This window comes from Burkholderia sp. HI2714 (assembly GCF_002223085.1).
In the GTDB taxonomy this organism is placed as follows: domain Bacteria; phylum Pseudomonadota; class Gammaproteobacteria; order Burkholderiales; family Burkholderiaceae; genus Burkholderia; species Burkholderia lata_D.
The window spans coordinates 118,115-135,483 of the sequence record NZ_NKFM01000029.1 but is presented as its reverse complement, the minus strand read 5'-3'; the positions used below and the strand labels follow the sequence as shown (position 1 = coordinate 135,483).

At 67.5% G+C, this 17,369-nt stretch carries 15 protein-coding genes; 3 read left to right on the top strand and 12 right to left on the bottom strand.

All coding sequences use genetic code 11. The features are described 5' to 3' along the window. Positions 1–40: 40 nt before the first annotated feature. The 11 genes from bioB to aceK form a co-directional block, all read right to left on the bottom strand. Positions 41–1,060 (bottom strand): biotin synthase BioB, encoded by a 1,020-nt coding sequence (gene bioB, locus CFB82_RS16390; RefSeq protein WP_069249002.1) that lies wholly within the window; start codon positions 1,058–1,060, stop codon positions 41–43. A gap of 55 nt (positions 1,061–1,115) precedes the next feature. Next, positions 1,116–1,835 carry a dethiobiotin synthase gene (bioD, locus tag CFB82_RS16385; RefSeq protein WP_069249001.1) on the bottom strand — a complete coding sequence of 240 codons (720 nt, stop codon included), beginning with the start codon at positions 1,833–1,835 and terminating at the stop codon, positions 1,116–1,118. Next, positions 1,832–3,166: an 8-amino-7-oxononanoate synthase gene (gene bioF / locus CFB82_RS16380; protein WP_069249000.1), complete on the bottom strand. Its 1,335-nt coding sequence runs from the start codon at positions 3,164–3,166 to the stop codon at positions 1,832–1,834. The genes bioD and bioF overlap by 4 nt, the downstream gene beginning before the upstream one ends. Then, positions 3,163–4,509, bottom strand: a complete 1,347-nt coding sequence (gene bioA / locus CFB82_RS16375; protein ID WP_069248999.1) for an adenosylmethionine--8-amino-7-oxononanoate transaminase — start codon at positions 4,507–4,509, stop codon at positions 3,163–3,165. Before bioA ends, bioF begins: the two co-directional genes overlap by 4 nt. Before the next feature lie 399 nt (positions 4,510–4,908). Further along, complete coding sequence (locus CFB82_RS16370; RefSeq protein WP_069248998.1) at positions 4,909–6,258, bottom strand: type II toxin-antitoxin system HipA family toxin; 1,350 nt, start codon at positions 6,256–6,258, stop codon at positions 4,909–4,911. Beyond that, on the bottom strand, positions 6,258–6,647 hold the full coding sequence (locus CFB82_RS16365; RefSeq protein ID WP_231937727.1) for a helix-turn-helix domain-containing protein: 390 nt from the start codon (positions 6,645–6,647) through the stop codon (positions 6,258–6,260). Before CFB82_RS16365 ends, CFB82_RS16370 begins: the two co-directional genes overlap by 1 nt. A gap of 148 nt (positions 6,648–6,795) precedes the next feature. Further along, positions 6,796–8,070: a dienelactone hydrolase family protein gene (locus tag CFB82_RS16360; RefSeq protein ID WP_089484649.1), complete on the bottom strand. Its 1,275-nt coding sequence runs from the start codon at positions 8,068–8,070 to the stop codon at positions 6,796–6,798. Positions 8,071–8,176: 106 nt separating this feature from the next. Continuing rightward, complete coding sequence (locus CFB82_RS16355; protein WP_069248996.1) at positions 8,177–8,614, bottom strand: YchJ family protein; 438 nt, start codon at positions 8,612–8,614, stop codon at positions 8,177–8,179. A 37-nt stretch (positions 8,615–8,651) separates the two neighbouring features. Further along, positions 8,652–9,329 carry an SDR family oxidoreductase gene (locus tag CFB82_RS16350; RefSeq protein WP_089484648.1) on the bottom strand — a complete coding sequence of 226 codons (678 nt, stop codon included), beginning with the start codon at positions 9,327–9,329 and terminating at the stop codon, positions 8,652–8,654. A 111-nt stretch (positions 9,330–9,440) separates the two neighbouring features. Continuing rightward, positions 9,441–10,208: a carbonate dehydratase gene (gene can, locus CFB82_RS16345; RefSeq protein ID WP_069248994.1), complete on the bottom strand. Its 768-nt coding sequence runs from the start codon at positions 10,206–10,208 to the stop codon at positions 9,441–9,443. A 55-nt stretch (positions 10,209–10,263) separates the two neighbouring features. After that, on the bottom strand, positions 10,264–12,081 hold the full coding sequence (gene aceK / locus CFB82_RS16340) for a bifunctional isocitrate dehydrogenase kinase/phosphatase (protein WP_069248993.1): 1,818 nt from the start codon (positions 12,079–12,081) through the stop codon (positions 10,264–10,266). A gap of 304 nt (positions 12,082–12,385) precedes the next feature. On the opposite strand from aceK, the gene CFB82_RS16330 reads away from it, so the two are divergent. From CFB82_RS16330 to CFB82_RS16320, 3 genes are all read left to right on the top strand, one after another. Then, complete coding sequence (locus CFB82_RS16330) at positions 12,386–13,462, top strand: MBL fold metallo-hydrolase (protein WP_069248992.1); 1,077 nt, start codon at positions 12,386–12,388, stop codon at positions 13,460–13,462. 68 nt (positions 13,463–13,530) lie between these two features. After that, positions 13,531–15,315, top strand: a complete 1,785-nt coding sequence (locus tag CFB82_RS16325; protein ID WP_069248991.1) for an SWIM zinc finger family protein — start codon at positions 13,531–13,533, stop codon at positions 15,313–15,315. Between the two features lie 30 nt (positions 15,316–15,345). Beyond that, complete coding sequence (locus CFB82_RS16320; protein ID WP_179255410.1) at positions 15,346–15,594, top strand: DUF6429 family protein; 249 nt, start codon at positions 15,346–15,348, stop codon at positions 15,592–15,594. A gap of 13 nt (positions 15,595–15,607) precedes the next feature. Here CFB82_RS16320 and CFB82_RS16315 read toward each other — a convergent pair whose 3' ends face one another. Next, a complete protein-coding gene (locus tag CFB82_RS16315) occupies positions 15,608–17,251 on the bottom strand; it encodes an ABC-F family ATP-binding cassette domain-containing protein (protein ID WP_089484647.1) in 1,644 nt (547 codons plus the stop codon). Between the last annotated feature and the right edge of the window lie 118 nt (positions 17,252–17,369).

The window sequence follows — 17,369 nt, the reverse complement described above, 5'->3', positions numbered from 1 at the left end:
GGCTTTCTCATGTGGCGAACGAATCCGCCGTGCGTACCGCTTACGCGTTCGCCGTCATCGCGTCCGCATCGCTCGAACGGATCCCGAGGCGCTCGAACAGCGCACGGTCCTTCTGCGACTGCGGGTTGCTCGTCGTCAGCAGCTGGTCGCCGTAGAACATCGAGTTCGCGCCGGCGAGGAAGCACATCGCCTGCAGGCCGTCGTCGAGCTGCTCGCGGCCGGCCGACAGGCGCACCACGGCCTTCGGCATCGTGATCCGCGCAACCGCGATCGTGCGCACGAATTCGAACGGGTCGAGCGGCGCGGTGCCTTCGAGCGGCGTGCCTTCGATCGCGACGAGGTTGTTGATCGGCACCGAATCCGGATACGGGTTCAGGTTCGCGAGCTGCGAGATCAGGCCCGCGCGTTCGCGGCGCGATTCGCCCATCCCGATGATGCCGCCGCAGCACACGTTGATGCCCGCGTCACGCACGCGGTCGAGCGTGTCGAGGCGATCCTGGTAGGTGCGCGTCGAGATCACCTGGCCGTAGAACTCCGGCGACGTGTCGAGGTTGTGGTTGTAGTAGTCGAGGCCCGCGCTCGCGAGTTCCTGCGCCTGCTCGTCTTCCAGCATGCCGAGCGTCATGCAGGTCTCGAGGCCGAGCTCCTTCACGCCGCGCACCATCTCGGTCAGCGCCGGCATGTGGCGCTCCTTCGGGTTGCGCCACGCGGCGCCCATGCAGAAGCGGCTCGCGCCGTTCGCCTTCGCCGCGCGTGCGGCGTCGAGCACCGCGTCGACGTCCATCAGCTTCTCGGCCTTCAGGCCCGTGTCGTGGTGCGACGACTGCGAGCAGTAGCCGCAGTCTTCCTCGCAGCCGCCCGTCTTGATCGACAGCAGCGTCGACAGCTGCACCGCGTTCGCGTCGAAGTGCTCGCGGTGCACCTGCTGCGCGCGGAAGAGCAGGTCGTTGAACGGCAGCTCGAACAGCGCGACGACGTCGGCGACGCGCCAGCGCTGCGAGACCGGAGCGGCCACGGGAATCGCGTCGGGTTGCACGGTGGTGGTCTGGGCTTGAGTCATATCGTTTTCCTGTCCTGGTCGGGGATGAGGGATCGGGGGATCTGTTTCGGTTGGGTCAATGCTGCGCGGTGCGCAGCGTCTCGACGAGCGCGGCGATGTCGAGCATCGCCGTGGCGGATTCGGGGGCGGCCGGGCTCAGGTGCGGAATGCGGCCGAGCAGCGGTGCGCCGTGCTCGCGCGCGAGCCAGTCGCGCATCGTCGCGATGTTCTCGTCGGGGAACGACATCGCCGGGTCGACGTGGTTCGCAACCCAGCCGGCGAGCTTGAGGCCGCGCGCGGCGATCGCGTCGGCGGTGAGCAGCGCGTGGTTGATGCAGCCGAGCCGCACGCCGACCACGAGCACGACCGGCACGTCGAGCGCGACGGCGAGATCGGCCATGTCCTGCGTGTCGTTCATCGGCACGCGGAAGCCGCCGGCGCCTTCGACGACGACGATCTCCGCGCGCGTCAGCGCTTCGCGATGGCATGCGACGATCGCGTCGATGTCGAGCGTCACGCCTTCCTGCGCGGCGACGATATGCGGCGCGGCCGGTGCCTTCAGCAGGAACGGCGTGCGCAGCTCGGGCGGCAGCACGACGTTCGCGGCCGCGTCGAGCTGGTCGGCGTCCTCGTTGCGCCATACGCCGTCGCGTTCATACGCGCCGGCCGCGACGGGTTTCAGTGCGGCCGCGCGCAGGCCATGTCGCGCGAAGCCGTGCAGCATCGCGGCCGACACGAAGGTCTTGCCGATTTCGGTGTCGGTGCCGGTAACGAACAGCGAGAGCGGGGCGGTCATGCCGCAGTCTCCCGCCGGGCGGCCCCAAGGGAGGCTGCAGCCCCCTCGGGGGGAGCCGTGCATGGGACCGAAGTAAGCGCTGAAGCGCCAACTCCGGTCGACAGCGAACGAAGTGAGCGTGGGGGCAGTGCTGTCTCCTGCACGACCTGCGCCTCGCTGGCTTCGATCAGCGCGGCTTCGAGCCGCGCGAGATCGTCGAACGAATGCGCGGCCGACAGCGACACACGCAGCCGCGACGTGCCGACGGGCACCGTCGGCGGCCGGATCGCGGGCACCCACAGGCCGTGCGCGTCGAGCGCGCGCATCGCCGTGAGCGTCGCGTCGTTGCTGCCGATCACGAGCGGCTGCACGGCCGTGTGCGAATCGACCGGCTGCCAGCGCGTGTTGCGCAGCAGCGCGCGCGTGCGGTCGATCAGCGCGGCGAGATGCGCGCGTCGCGCGTCGCCTTCGTCGCCCGCGATCACCTTCAGGCTGGCCGATACCGCGTGCGCGACGGCCGGCGGCGCGGCCGTCGTGAAGATATAGCTGCGCGCGCGCTGGATCATCCATTCGATCACGGTCTCGTGCGCGATCACGAACGCACCCGCGACGCCGGCGGCCTTGCCGAGTGTGCCGACGTACACGAGATGCGGCGAGCGCAGCGCGGCGGCCGCGAGCGCGCCGCGGCCTTGCGGGCCGAGCACGCCGAAGCCGTGCGCATCGTCCACGACGAGCCACGCGCCGTGGCGTTCGGCCAGTGCGACGAGTTCGGCGAGCGGCGCGATGTCGCCATCCATGCTGAACACCGTGTCGCTGACGATCAGCTTCGTTTCGGCATCCGATGCATCGAGCAACGCGGCGAGCGCGGCCGTGTCCGCATGCGGATAGACCTGGACGTTCGCGCGCGACAGCCGCATGCCGTCGATCAGCGACGCGTGGTTCAGCGCGTCGGAGAAGATCGTCGCGCCCTTGGACGTCAGCGCCGTCATCGCGGCGAGGTTCGCCATGTAGCCGGTGCTGAAGTACAGCGCGCGCGGCGCGTCGGAGAAGCCGCCGGAGAAGGCCGCGAGTTCTTCTTCGAGCGTCGCGTGCGCACGCGAATGGCCGCCGAGCAGGTGCGAGCCGCCGCTGCCGGAGCCGTAGCGCTGCGCGCCTTCGGCGAACGCGGCGACGAGCGCCGGATGCGCGGCGAGGCCGAGATAGTCGTTGCTCGCGAAGCCGACGATCTCGCGGCCGTCGACGGTCATGCGCGCATCGCACGCGGTGTCGGCGGTGCGGCGCACGCGGCGCAGCCCTTGCGCGTCGAGCTCGGCGAGGCCGCGCTGCAGGGTATTGAGCAGGAGGTTCGTCATCCGGCGATCTCCGCGAGCGTTGCATCGAGCGTGTCGCGCGTGCTTTGCGCGAGCCACGCGATGTCGTCGTCGCTCATCACGTACGGCGGCATCAGGTACACGGTCGTGCCGATCGGGCGCAGCAGCAGCTCGCGTTCCAGTGCGCGTTCGAAGAAGCGACGCGAGAAGCCGCGCGCCGCGTCGCCGTCGAGCGCGACGTCGAACGCGAACAGCGTGCCGCGCTCGCGCAGGTGCCGTACCTGCGGGTGCGCATCGAGCGGCGCGAGCGCCGCGCGCATCGTCGCCGACTTGCGGGCATTGGCCGCGAGCACGTCGTCGCGCTCGAACAGGTCGAGCGTCGCGACCGCCGCGCGGCACGCGAGCGGGTTGCCGGTGTACGAATGCGAGTGCAGGAAGCCGCGCGTCGTGTCGTCGTCGTAGAACGCGGCGAACACGTCGTCGCGCGTGAGCACGAGCGACAGCGGCAGGTAGCCGCCGCTGATGCCTTTCGACAGGCACAGGAAATCAGGCCAGACGCCGGCCTGCTCGCACGCGAAGAAGGTGCCGGTGCGGCCACAGCCGACCGCGATCTCGTCGGCGATCAGGTGCACGCCGAATTCGTCGCACAGCGCGCGCAGCCCGCGGACATACGACGGATCATGCATCGCCATGCCGGCCGCGCACTGCACGAGCGGCTCGACGATCAGCGCGGCGATCCGGTCGCCGCGTTCGACGAACAGGCGCCGCACGTCCGCGAGCGCGCGGCCCGCGACGTCGGCGGCCGTTTCGCCCGGCAGCGCGCCGCGTGCATCGGGCGACGCGACCACGTGTGCGTGGCGGATCAGCGGGTCGTACGCGTCCTTGAACAGCGCGACGTCGGTCACGCCGAGCGCGCCGATCGTCTCGCCGTGATAGCTGTTCGCGAGGCAGACGAATTCCTGCTTGTTCGCGCGGCCGCGGTTGCGCCACGCGTGGAAGCTCATCTTCAGCGCGATCTCGACGGCCGACGCGCCGTCCGACGCGAAGAACGCATGGCCGAGCGTGCGCTGGGTGAGCGCGTGCAGCCGCTCCGCGAGCTCGATCGCGGGCTCGTGCGTGCAGCCGGCGAGCATCGCGTGCTCGAGCGTGTCGAGCTGGTCCTTCAGCGCCGCGTTGATGTCCGGGTTCGCATGGCCGAACAGGTTGACCCACCACGAGCTGACCGCATCGAAGTAGCGGCGGCCGTCACGGTCGTACAACCACAGGCCCGCGCCGCGCGCGACGGGGATCAGCGGCAGGCGCTCGTGATGCTTCATCTGGGTGCAGGGATGCCAGACCGCGCGCAGGCTGCGCGCGACCCAGTCGTCGGTGGCTGGCGTACTCAAGGCGGCTCCGGGGGATAAAACGGCCGCGCGGCATCGACGGGATGCCGCGCGGCGAGACACGAATCGCGCTGAGATTAGCGTGTTCCGCGACCCGTTGCACTACCGGTTACAAACACCGCAAAGCCTTGCCGGGCGGGAGTTCGGCGCAGATCGGGGCGGCTCGGGACGGTACGGTTCAGATGTCCCGAAATGACCGCAGATGACGACGTTCGAGTGAGACCCCCCAACCGAAAAAAATCGTGGGCCGGGCGGGGGCGTGACGGCGCAGAAATATGGGGAATGATGAAATGGGTGGTTGTGGCGACACTGGGAGATCGAACGATCCAGCGTCTCGCGTTGCCCGATCGACGGGGGCCATGCATGGCAAGGCGCCGGGACGGACGCCGATGGAAGGTGAGGTCAGGGCAACGCTTTGCGCAGTGTCGGGTGGGACACGTGATCGATGTGGCGGAACGCTGGCGTGATCTTGTCGATTTCCTTGCCGGGCACGCCGCGCTCCTCGAAATACGTCTTCCACTCGCGGGTCGGTTGCCAGACTTCCGCAATCGCGAGTCCGGCATCCGTTTTCGAAAGACCGAACGCATCCCGGGCGTCGAACGCGTTGTCCAGCGTCGCGAGCCGGCCTTGCGGCCCGATGCCAAGGTGCAGATAGCGCTCGTGCGCGCTACTCGGCCGGGGCAGGACATCGTACAGCGGGCTGAGGCGCCAGCCGGGGAGGCGGGGGTCGTGGATGAATCCGTGGTTGCGCAGGTGGTCGTCGTCGTTGCTCACGAGGATGTTGAATACCATCCGCTTGAACAGTTCCCGGTTGTCGGCGCGAATGGCATCGATGTGTCCATGCTGCCGGATCGCGTGGGCGACGTCCTGGTAACTTTTCGTCATCGATTCCATCTCGGAACAGCCGACCAGCGTCAACGCACTCGCGAAGGGAAGTCTTCGCTCGGTCGTTCCGCCGCCGGGGGGCAGGTATAACGCGTCGTCGCCGCGAAGGGTGTCGAATTCGGGGTGGGTCCAGTACCGATCGAATCGGCGGATCAACATGACCTGACGGGTTCCCACGTCGACGATGCGGGTGGGCGGTACCCGAATGCCGCACCGTGCCGCTAGACGAAGCGTGGCTTCTTCGATGACCGTCAGGTTCAACCGATCGCCGAGACTCGGGAATTTGGCCAGCCACAACACGCCGTCTTCGTCTCGCACCGTCGCCTTCGGGCGAGCACCGCCGAGACCGCTCCCTTGTACGAAGATGGCCTCGAGTTCGGCGGGCACGATCTCGCCTTCCTCGATGCGCGCCGCCGAATCGACCAGGTATTCGAGGTTGAGTAGGCCGTTGCCCGCCTGCGGGCTGGGAGGCGTGTCCAGGCTTTCCCGAACATCGAGCGCGCCGATCCGCTGACTGCCGGCGTGCAGGAGATAGGTGGACTCGGGCAGCGCGTTGGCTTTGGCCCTGAGCTTGGCTTCGATGACACGTCGCCCCCATGCATCGGGCGCGGCGTCGCGAATACCGCCGAACTGCGTCAATCCGCCCGCCGGAAAGTTCATCTTGCCGCGTATCTCGTCCTTTCTTGCGAGGCCCAGGCTTACCGGGTCGATTTCGATGGCGTTGGGCCGGCCGAGATAGCGCAAGCCGTATGCGAAGCTCGACGCCTGCAGGCTCACGCCGTCTTCGGTCATTTCAAGCAGGCCGGCGGGCGCCCAGTCATCGTCGAGATAGGCAAACACCGCGAGTCTTTTGACGACGGCAGCCATCAGAAGTCCAGATCCTTGAGTTCATTGTCAGTGAGCGAGCGCACACGACGGCCGCGTTCGCGGGCTGCTTGAGCCTTGAGCGACGGGTCCGTTCCGGAGAGGAGTTCCAGCAGGGTCGTTCCGGGCGCAATCGCGTCGAGATACCGAAGCCACTGCCCGAGGGCGACGCCAGGATCGCCTTTCTCGATGCGATAGGCGGTATTGCGTGAGAGCCCGGCACGGGTGGCCGCCTCGTTTTGCTGAACGCGTCGCGAAACGCGCAGACGGGCGAGCGCTTCGCCAACGCGGGCGGCTTCCGCGAGAACGGTTGGGCTGGCGGCAGCGGCTTGATTGACCTTCATGTTCGTAAAATCGATCGTTATGTCGATAGAGATCGAAATAACGATCATGATAGATCATGACGACATGAATTCAAGCTGGATGCTCGTCAAAACGAGCGTTATGCGGCTTGTGCTCGATTTTACGAGCGCAAGCGATGAGTGAGGCGCTGCGATGGTCTCGGCGTGGCGGGTGAGGGAAGGTAATGACGGGCTTGCGTCAGCGCGAAGCCAGCGCCGGCGTGCCGGTGTCGCGTGCGTTGCTGTCGTCGTTGTCGGCCGTCTGCGTCGCGCCGTTCCACACGACCCGGTCGTTGACCGCATACAGCCGGCACGAACCTGCGCCCTGCTTCGAGCAGTTGTCGAGCGCGAGCGCCATCGGATCGTCGCCGCCTTCGGCCCACGACCACGCGCCTTCCGACGACACCGCGAACGCGCGGCTCGGATGCTGGTTCAGGAAGCGGCGATAGCCTTCACGGCCGGCATCGTCGACATACGGCACCGCGTTGACCGAGTCGATCGACGCATAGCCGCTCGCCTTCGGTTCGTGCGGGTTCGCGACCGCATAGCGCACCGACGTCGGCAGGTTCAACTGCGCGAGGAATGCGTTGACCGCCGGCCACCACACGGGCACGCCGTCGCGATCGACGATCAGCCGGTGCGCGTCGTCCTTGTAGCGGCCGAAATCGATGAACTGGGCCTGCGTGCCGTGCGAAACGTACGCGCCGTGCATCTGCGCGACGAGCCCGGGCGTCCACACCGAATCGTTGTCGCCGTACAGCCACAGCGACCGCACGGCCGTGTGCGCGCCGTACTGGTCGAACGCGTCGACGAGGTTTTTCTGCCAGCCGTCGCAGAGGTCCTGGCGCAGCCCGCCGGAGAAGTTGATGATGCCGCGCACGCCCGGTGCGGCTTCGGTGCCGTACGCGACCGATACGAGGCCGCCGTGCGACGTGCCGGCGACGACGATGCGCGACGCATCGACGTACGATTGGTGCGACATGTAGCGCACCGTCGCGTCGACGTCGGCTGCCTGCGCGAGGCCGTTCTTGCCGACGTTGCAGCCTTCCTGCTGGTACGAACCGTCCGACCCCGCGAAGCCCTGGCGGTTCGGCGCGATCACCGCATAGCCGCGGCGCACGAATTCGCGCGCGAACGCGAGCGGCCGGCTGCGCGGCTGCTGATGGAGATCGCCGGTGTTCTTGCCGTGGTTGAAGACGACGAGCGGGAACGGGCCGGGCCCGTTCGGCTTGAAGAGCGTGGCCTCGAGCGTGACGGTGCCCGATGCGTCGGCCGGAATGCGGAGGATCTGCTCGTTCAGGTCGGCGGCGACCTGCGGCAGGTTCGAATCGGCGTAGTCGAAGCGTTCGGCGTGGGCGAGCGACCCGCTGGCGCCGGCACCCGACCCCGTATTGGCGCTCGGCAGCGTACCGGCCTGAGCGGCCGACAGCGCACACGCCGCCATCCATCCCACCAATACCTTGCTGAACGCCATTCGTAAGCCCTGCCATGCAACATGACCAATTCGAGGTCATCGTAGCCGGACAAAATGGGGTTGTGCAATGCGGGAATTACCCGGCGTCTGACACAGCAACTATTTGTCAGCGTTCACTGACTTCGCCGTCGACGTAGCGCCAGAAACCCTGTTCGTCGCGCTCGAAACGGCTCGTCTCGTGGAGCCGGTAAGCGCGTCCGCCGACCTTGTAGCGGGCCACGAACTCGACCTCCGCGTGCCGCTCGTCGAGCGGCGCGTGGCGTTTGACCGCGAGCCCGAGCCAGCGCGGCGCGTCGGGCGCTTCGGGGTCGGTGTCGAGATCGGGCGGGCAGGTGCGCGCGGCCCAGGTCGCGCGCAGGTAGTCGGTCGCGCCGAGCACGTATGCGCTGTACCGCGAGCGCATCAACTCGAGTGCGGTCGGCGCGGCTTCGCCGCCGTCGATGAAGCGGCCGCAGCAGGCCGCATAGCGGGGCGCCGGGGCTTTGCCGGCGGGAGCGGGGGACGCGCCGCCGCACGGGCACGCGTCAGGTCGGTTCAAAATCATGCGAAACGTGAATTAACGACGCAAAGTTGTCGGCGGCCTACCAGCTCAGCTCGATACCGTCGTACTGGAAGAAACGGCCGTTTGCCTGCGACACGTCCGCCGCGGATTCGGCGATCACGCGGCGCATGCCGGTCACGCTGGTTTCCGGATCGATCGCGGCCTGCGCGCCGCCCATGTCGGTGCGCACCCAGCCGGGGTGGAGCGAAATGCACGCGGCGTGGCGCGTCTGCAGCGACGCGATGCGCAGCGCGTCGTTCAGCGCGGCCTTGCTCGCGCGGTACAGCCAGCCGGTCGTGCCGGTCGCCTCGGCGATGCTGCCCATCCGGCTCGACACGACGGCCAGCACGCCGCGCGCGTCCTCGACGAGCGGCAGCACGATCGGCAGCAACTGCATCGGCCCGCGCACGTTCGTATGCATCACCGCGTTGAAATCCTCGGCGGTGACCGTCTCGACCCCCTCGGTGCGCGGCCCGTACACGCCCGACACCAGCACGGCCGCATCGAGCCGCTCGCCGTCGAGCTTCCAGCCGAGCGCCGCGATCTGCTCGGGCTGCGTGATGTCGAGCGCATGGGCCTGCGCGCCCAGCGCGCGCAGCGCGTCGAGCGACGCGTCGTCGCGCGCGGTGGCGATCACGTTCCAGCCGTCGCGCCGGTATTGGCGGACGAATTCGCGGCCGAGGCCGCGCGATGCACCGACGATCAATGCGGTTTTCATGCCCGTCGCTCCTTTGCTTGGCGCCGCCGTGGCGGCAGCGCCGGTGTCAGATCCGTTCGATGGGTGGCACGGCTGCACGCCTGCGTAGCGACCGCCGCGCAGGCCGTGGTGTTACTTCGCGTCGTCGCACGGCTTCAGCGTGGCGGCGACTGCCTGCGCGATGCCTTCGAGCCGTGCGGCATCCGCCGCGATCATGTCGTTGTCCGGGGCGTGCTCGCCGCCGGCGACGAGCGCGGCCACGCAGCGCTTGTAGGTCTCGTCGAGCGCTTCGAAGTTCGACACGGCCATCCCGAGGTTGCGCATCCGGCCGTCGTGCACGCCGTACACGAGCCCGTGCACGGTGAGCGACTGGCCGCGCGCCCACGCGTCGTTGACGATCGTCGTGCGGCACACGTTGACCACCTGCTCGATCGCGTTCAGCTCGATCAGGCGGCGATAGCGCGCTTCGCCCACCGGCCATGCGTCGAGCAGCGCCGTGTGGCGTTCGCGCACGTCCTGCACGTGATGCAGCCAGTTGTCGGCGAGGCCGACGCGGCGATTGAGCAGGGCGGCGTTCACGCCCGAGCAGCCATAGTGGCCGACGACCATGATGTGCTTCACGCGCAGGATGTCGACCGCGAACTGGATCACCGACAGGCAGTTCAGGTCGCTGTGCACGACCACGTTCGCGATATTGCGGTGGACGAACACTTCGCCCGGCGGCAGGCCGATGATCTCGTTCGCGGGCACGCGCGAATCCGAGCAGCCGATCCACAGATACTCCGGCGCCTGCTGGTGGGCCAGACGCGCGAAGAATTGCGGGTCGTCCTCGAGCTTTTGCTTGACCCAGGCGTCGTTGTTGTCGAACAGGTGTGAAAGCGGATTGTCTTGGGGGTTCATCGGTGTGGATTCCGTTGGCGGAAATCGGGCCGCAATCGGTGCGGTGCAGCGGGCGTCAGGCGGCGCGCTGCGCGTCGCCTGCGCCCTCGTTCTGGTCCGTCGCGCCGAAGCGCGCGGGGTAGCGCAGGCAAAAGCGCAGCGCGGTGTCGTACGGATAAAAATCGGGCAATTCGCCCTGGATCAGCTTGTCCTTGCTGGCCTGCCACAGCGCGGGATCGAAAAAGTCCGCGTGATGCTTCATGAAGACGTCGCGCACGCGCGGGTCGCCGAGCAGGAACGGCCCGTAGGTCTCCGGAAAGATGTCATGCGGGCCGACGGTATACCACGGTTCGCCGGACAGCTCGTCTTCCTCGTTGCGCGGCGCCGGCACGCGGCGCACGTTGCAGTCGGTCAGGTACTCGATCTCGTCGTAGTCGTAGAACACGACGCGGCCGTGGCGCGTGACGCCGAAGTTCTTGTACAGCATGTCGCCGGGGAAGATGTTCGCCTTCATCAGCTCCTTCACCGCGTTGCCGTACTCCTTCACGCCGTGCTCGACGTCGGCATCGGAGCCGTTCTGCAGATAAAGGTTGAGCGGCGTCATCCGGCGCTCGATGTACAGGTGCTCGATCACGAGATTGCCGTCCTCGTATTCGAGCAGCGATGGCACTTCCTTTTCCAGCTCGCGCACGAGCGCGTGGTCGAGCCGCGCGAGCGGAAGCGCGACGCTCGAATACTCGAGCGTGTCGGCCATCCGCCCGAGGCGGTCGTGGCGCTTCACGAGCTGGTACTTCTCCATGATCTGCGCGCGCGTCGTTTCCTTCGGCGGCGGGAACTGATCCTTGATGATCTTGAACACGTACGGGAACGACGGCAGCGTGAACACGAGCATCACGAGGCCCTTGATCCCGGGCGCGATGATGAAGCGGTCGCTCGAATGCGACAGATGGTGCAGCAGGTCGCGATAGAACAGGTTCTTGCCCTGCTTCTGCAGGCCGACCGACGTGTAGATCTCCGCCTTCGGCTTGCCGGGCATGATCGTGCACAGGAAGTCGACGTACGCGGACGGCACGCCCATGTCGACGAGGAAATACGAGTGCGAGAAGCCGAAGATGATCATCAGCTGGTCGCGGCGCAGCAGCACGGTGTCGAGCGCGAGCACGCCCGGACGCACGTGGCGGATCGGCACCGCGAACGGCAGCACGCGGTCGGCGTTGATGATGCGGCCGACGATGTACGCGCTCTTGTTGCGGAAGAACAGCGACGACAGCACGTGGATCTGGAAATTCGGCGCTTCGTCGAAATGGCCGAATTCGTCGTGGATCGCGTCCATCACGCATGCGATGTCGCGCGGGAGATCGTCGAACGCCGGCTCGAGCTGGAAGTTCGTGACGATCCGCTCGAGCGTGGCCGCGAGCCCGTCGGTGCCCGGATAGTACGCGCGGTAGGTCGGCTTCGCGGCCGGCTCGTCGTTCTCCAGATACTCGGTCGAGATCGCCGGGCGCACGAAGATGAAATCGTTGCTGAAGTACGAGCGGTGCAGGATCTTGCAGCACACCGAATTGAAGAAGGTCTCCGCGCACTCGGGCTGCCGGTGCGACGTGAGCAGGCCGATGTAGTGCAGCTTGATCTGCTGCCACACTTCGTCGTCGATGTTCTCCGCGTCGTATTCGTCTTCCAGCACCTCGACGCATTCCTTCACGCGATCGTCGTACGACGTGATCCGCTCGCGCGCGAGCCGCTGCAGCCCGTGCCAGTCGCCGCGCTCGAACAGCGTCTTCGCCTCGACGGCCGCCTCGCGGAAGATCCGGTAGTGGCGGTCGAAGTTTTCGAGCATCGTCTGCGCGACGTCGAAACCGATCTGCGAGGACAGCAGTTTGGGGAAGTGATTCATCGCGTGCAGGCTCGTTCGGGAGGGGCTGTAAGCACTCGCCATTTTAGCGCCCAAGCGGGCGGTTCAAGGGCTTTGCGGCGAGGCACGGCCGGCCGGCAGACGGCGGGTTGCGCACCGTTGGGTGCCGTTCGGTGCATCTTCGCGTAAAGATACGGGTACGGAACCGATTCTGGCACGAACTTTTTTTGACGGGCGGCAAGCCGCCGGGCACGCGTTCCCCGGGACGGCGATAGAATCCACGGAACCCCCGCCGCGGCCTGCCGCCGGCGCGCAATCGCACCGATAACGACGAGACGCCCCACCGATGAACGCACTGGAACACCAACTCGACTATCCCTTCGCCGACACGCTGCCCGCCGCGGGCGACACGTTCGAGGTCGCACCCGGCGTGCGCTGGCTGCGCATGCCGCTGCCGTTCTCGCTCGATCACATCAACCTCTGGCTGCTGCGCGACGAGATCGACGGGCAGGCCGGCTGGACGATCGTCGATTGCGGGATCGCGTCGGAGGCGATCCGCACGCACTGGGAGCAGATCTTCGATACGCATCTCGACGGCCTGCCCGTGCTGCGCGTGCTCGTCACGCACTGCCACCCCGATCACTTCGGCCTCGCGAACTGGCTGTGCGAAGGCGGCGACAAGGGCCGCTGGAACGTGCGGTTGTGGATGACGCTCGGCGAGTACATGTTCGGCTGCCTGATGGCGGCCGGCAACGGCTCGAACGCGGGCGGCGCGGCCGCCGCCGACCACTTCGCGCGCCATGGGCTGACCGATCCGGCCGCGCTCGACAAGCTGCGCAACCGTCGCAACTACTACTCGGATCTCGTGCCGGCCGTGCCGCCGCGCTACCGGCGCCTGCGCGAAGGCGACGCGGTGACGATCGGCGCGCGCACGTGGCGCGTCGTGACCGGCTTCGGCCATTCGCCTGAACATTGCGCGCTGCACAGCGAAGCGGACGGCGTGCTGATCTCCGGCGACATGGTGCTGCCGCGCATCTCGACGAACGTGTCCGTGTTCGACCTCGAACCGGAAGCGAACCCGCTCGCGCTGTACCTGCAGTCGCTCGGCCGCTACGAGACGATGGCGCCCGAGACGCTGGTGCTGCCGTCGCACGGCAAGCCGTTCCGCGGCGTGCGCACGCGCATCACGCAGCTGCGCGAACACCACGACGCGCGCCTGGCCGAAGTACGCGTCGCGTGCGCGGAAAAGCCGATGAGCGCAGCCGACATCGTGCCGATCATGTTCCGTCGCCGCGAGCTCGACATCCACCAGATGACGTTCGCGCTCGGCGAGGCGCTCGCGCACCTGAACCTGCTGTGGCTCGCGGGCGAGCTGACGCGTGTGGAGGGCGCTGATGGCGTGATCCGCTTCACCCGGCAGTGAGCACGTGCGCGGGTGCACGTCGCGCTTTTATACAATTTCCGGCTCGATCTGACCACTCGTAGCGATCCATGCCTCGCAATGTCATCCTCGCCGACCTCATCACGCTCCCGGCAATCCGGGCGCTGGCCGACCCGAAATCCTTCGAGCGCGGCAACGCCTACTATCACGATGGCGTCGTCTCGCGGCTGACGGAGCGCGACGCAGCGGTATCGGCTACCGTGCGCGGCACGTATCGCTATCACGTCGAGCTTGCAGTGGGCGATGACGGCGCACTGGATTACGCATGCAGTTGTCCGGTAGGCGACGAAGGCGCGTTCTGCAAGCATGCGGTGGCCGTCGCGTTGTCGTGGCTCGAAAATAGCGGCGCGGAAGTTTTTCACGAAGCGGAGCGCGAGCCGTCGAAGCCGCGGCGCAAGCGCAAGACCCACGCGGAGTTGATTCGCGACCATCTGGAGACGCTCGATGAGCAAGCGCTGCGCCGCTGGCTGCTCGACGCGGCCGAGCGCGACCGATCGTTGCGTGACAGGCTGCTGTTCGACGCACGTGCGGCGCAGGCCGGCGACACCACGAGCCTGCGCGCCGCCGTCCGGCAGATGGCCCGCGTGTCGCGGCCGCTGGGCTGGGACGAGGCGCACGTGTTCGGAGAACAGCTGTTCGAGCTTGCAGACATGTTGCGCCGGCAGTTGGCCGGTCCCCATGCCGCGCAGGTCGTCGAACTGGCCGAACTCGCGATCGCCGATGCGGAAGCCAGCCTCGAACAGATCGACGACTCGGACGGTAGCGTGGCGCCCGGCATCGGCGAGCTGGCCGGCCTGCATCTCGATGCATGCATCCAGACGAGGCCGGATCCGGTCAAGCTGGCCGATCGTCTGTTCGGCCTGCAGGTTCGCGGCCGGTGGGATACGTTCCGGGATGTACTGCCGGTTTATACAGAAGTGCTGGGCGACGCGGGATTGGGCCGCTATCGGGAACGTGTCGAGGAAAGTTGGGCGGCGCTTCCAGTGCGGCCGCTGAACAAGCGCGACGAGTACGTGCATGACGTGGTGCGCCACAATCTCGAGCATGCGATGGAGACGCTCGCGAAACATGACGGTGACGTCGACGCGCTGATACGCATCTGGTCGACGGACCTGTCGGCCTCGTATCGATACGCGCAGATCGCGGAATTGTGCGCGGAGCATCGGCGCTTCGACGAAGGGCTTGCGTGGGCCGAACGCGGAATGCGTGAAATGAAGGGCCAGCACGACGATCGACTGATGGGTTTCTGCATCGACGAGCATTTGCGCCGGCGCGCGTTCGATCGGGCGGACGAACTTGCGTGGCAGCGCTTCGCGTACCATCCGACGGTCGACGCCTTCCGTTCATTGATGAAGGTCGCGAAGCGGACGGGGCGAGGCGCTACCGTGAAGGCGCGCGCAATCTCGCATCTGCAGACGCTTGCCCGCGAGCGCGAAGCAGCGGGCGCGTCCCGCACCGGCGCGCGGCGCTGGGCGCCGCCGCCGCGCACCGAGCTGGTGAAGCTCTTGCTTGCGGAGCGGGACGACAACGCAGCGTGGGCCGCGTTCCAGGAGGGGCCGGTCGAAGCCCTCGTATGGCCGGCGCTGGCCGCTGCGCGGGCGAAGACGCATCCCGAGGACGCGATCGCGCTGTATCACCGCTATCTGCCGTTCGCGCTCGACCATGGCGCGGGCAGCGCACGATACGACGAGGCGTTCGGCGTCGTGCGCGAAATTTGTGCGCTGCGCGTTGCGCATCGCCAGCAGACGGTATTCGACGACGAACTCGAAGCGATTCGCAAGACCTACCGTGCGAAGCGCAATTTCATCAAGCTGCTCGGGAAGCTCGACGCGTGATCCGGCTGACAAGCATCGGAGGGCATGGAAATGAATATCGATCTGCATGCAGTCGACGACACCGTCCTCGCGCTCTTGCATCTGACGCTGCACGACGGCAATCGCGCATGGAAAGGCTTTGATCGGGATGTGCTGAATCGATTGCACGCGCGCGGGTTGATCGGCGACCCGATCAACAAAGCGAAATCCGTCATTCTGACCGAGGACGGCTTGCGGGAATCGGAGCGGCTCTTCAGGCAGCAATTCGGCGCTTCGGGCGGTGCGCGCGCAGATAAGTGATCGTAAGCGCCAATCACGCGACGGGTTCGTAGCGCCACCCGTCGCGATGCCATTGCATCGTGTGCGTCGGATCGAGCGCCGCGAGAAACGCGGTGTCGTGCGACGCGACCACGATCGCGCCGGGGAAGCCCGCCAGTGCGGCTTCGATCGCCCGCACCGATTCGAGATCGAGGTGATTGGTCGGCTCGTCGAGCAGCAGCAGTTGCGCGGGCGTGCCGCGCCACAACGCGCACGCGAGCGCGGCCTTCAGCCGTTCGCCGCCGCTCAGCTGCCGTGCCGGCTGCGTCGCGCGCACCGCGTCGAGCTGCAGCAGCGCGAGCCGGCTGCGCAGGTCGCCTTCGGCGAGCGGCGTATCGAGCAGCCCCAGTTGCTCGACGATCGAGCGATCGGGATCGAGCAGCGCGAGCCGCTGGTCGAGATACGCGGCGCTCACGTGTGTCGTGCACGCGCCCGAACGCGGCGAAAGCTCGCCCGCGAGCATGCGCAGCAACGTCGATTTGCCGCAGCCGTTCGGGCCGGTCAGCGCGATGCGCACGGGGCCGCTCGCCGACCACGTGATCGCGTCGGCATCGCCGGCGATGCGCCACGGTAGTCGTGCGCGTTCGAACGTGAACAGCTGGCGGCGCGCGCTGACCTCGGTGCCCGGCAGCGATACGAGCACGGGCGCATCGGCTTCGACGCGCGCGGCTGCTTCCTGGACCCGTTCGTCGAGTGTCGCCTTGAATTCGTTCTGGTGGCGCCGCACCGTGCCCATGATGCTGCGCGCCGCACCCTTGCGACTCTGTTTTGCCATCGACGACAGGTTGGCTGTCTTCGCGTCGCGCAGCGACGCGGCCGCGTGGCGCTGGATCGTGTCGTGTTCCTGTTCGAGCCTGCGCCTGACGCGTCCGCGTTCGGCACGCGCGTTGTCGAGCGCGGACTGCGCGGCATCCTGTTCCGCGTCACGCTGCGCGCGGTAGAGCGCGTAGTTGCCGCCATACGCGCGCACGCCTTGTGGCGTCAGCTCGACGATGCGCTGCACGCCGGCGAGCAGCGCACGGTCGTGGCTCACGACGACGAGGCCGCCGCGCCAGCCGTCGAGCGCCGCGCGTAGCCATGCGCGGCCCGGCGCGTCGAGGTGGTTGGTCGGTTCGTCGAGCACGAGCAGGCCCGCGCCGGACAGCAGCGCGCCGATCAGCGCGACGCGCGCGAGCTGCCCGCCGCTCAGTGCCTGCGCGGGCGTGTCGGGTTGCACGTCGTGCAGGCCGGCTGCGTCGAGCGCGGTGCGCAGCCGCTCCGCGAGATCCCAGCGATCGCCGATCAGGTCGAAGTCGTGCGGTTCCGCGCGGCCGTCGGCGAGACGCGCGAGCGCGCCGAGCGGTGCGTCGAGCGCGGCGATTTGCGCGACGGTTCGCGGGCCGGTCGCGACGTCGTCGTCGTGCTGCTGCGCGACGTAGACGACTGGCGTATTCCGGGTGATCGTCCCCGAACTCGGTGCGCAGCGGCCCGCGATCAATTGCGCGAGCTGGCTCTTGCCGATGCCGTTGCGGCCGACGATGCCGGTTGGCGTGCGATCGATGGAAAGGTCGAGCGAATCGAACAGCGTGAAGCCGTCGTCGAAGCGGAAGGAAACGTGATGAAGCGCGACGAGCGCGCCGGTGGGCGTGGCAGCAGCCATAAGCACCTCCGAAAATGCGTGAAGACCTTCGCGCGCGGCGTGCGTGGCACGGCGGCGAAAACATTTTGGGAAGGCTTAGTTGTTCAATTTGGCTGGCGTCCGGTATGAGGAATAGGCG

Bases quoted from the DNA above. Each gene is read 5' to 3' on its own strand.
- CFB82_RS16325 (WP_069248991.1), top strand. From the start codon at position 13,531: ATGCCTCGCAATGTCATCCTCGCCGACCTCATCACGCTCCCGGCAATC.
- CFB82_RS16315 (WP_089484647.1), bottom strand. From the start codon at position 17,251: ATGGCTGCTGCCACGCCCACCGGCGCGCTCGTCGCGCTTCATCACGTT.
- CFB82_RS16320 (WP_179255410.1), top strand. From the start codon at position 15,346: ATGAATATCGATCTGCATGCAGTCGACGACACCGTCCTCGCGCTCTTG.
- CFB82_RS16330 (WP_069248992.1), top strand. From the start codon at position 12,386: ATGAACGCACTGGAACACCAACTCGACTATCCCTTCGCCGACACGCTG.
- bioF (WP_069249000.1), bottom strand. From the start codon at position 3,166: ATGACGAACCTCCTGCTCAATACCCTGCAGCGCGGCCTCGCCGAGCTC.
- bioD (WP_069249001.1), bottom strand. From the start codon at position 1,835: ATGACCGCCCCGCTCTCGCTGTTCGTTACCGGCACCGACACCGAAATC.
- CFB82_RS16365 (WP_231937727.1), bottom strand. From the start codon at position 6,647: ATGATCGTTATTTCGATCTCTATCGACATAACGATCGATTTTACGAAC.
- aceK (WP_069248993.1), bottom strand. From the start codon at position 12,081: ATGAATCACTTCCCCAAACTGCTGTCCTCGCAGATCGGTTTCGACGTC.
- CFB82_RS16370 (WP_069248998.1), bottom strand. From the start codon at position 6,258: ATGGCTGCCGTCGTCAAAAGACTCGCGGTGTTTGCCTATCTCGACGAT.
- CFB82_RS16350 (WP_089484648.1), bottom strand. From the start codon at position 9,329: ATGAAAACCGCATTGATCGTCGGTGCATCGCGCGGCCTCGGCCGCGAA.
- bioB (WP_069249002.1), bottom strand. From the start codon at position 1,060: ATGACTCAAGCCCAGACCACCACCGTGCAACCCGACGCGATTCCCGTG.
- can (WP_069248994.1), bottom strand. From the start codon at position 10,208: ATGAACCCCCAAGACAATCCGCTTTCACACCTGTTCGACAACAACGAC.
- CFB82_RS16360 (WP_089484649.1), bottom strand. From the start codon at position 8,070: ATGGCGTTCAGCAAGGTATTGGTGGGATGGATGGCGGCGTGTGCGCTG.
- CFB82_RS16355 (WP_069248996.1), bottom strand. From the start codon at position 8,614: ATGATTTTGAACCGACCTGACGCGTGCCCGTGCGGCGGCGCGTCCCCC.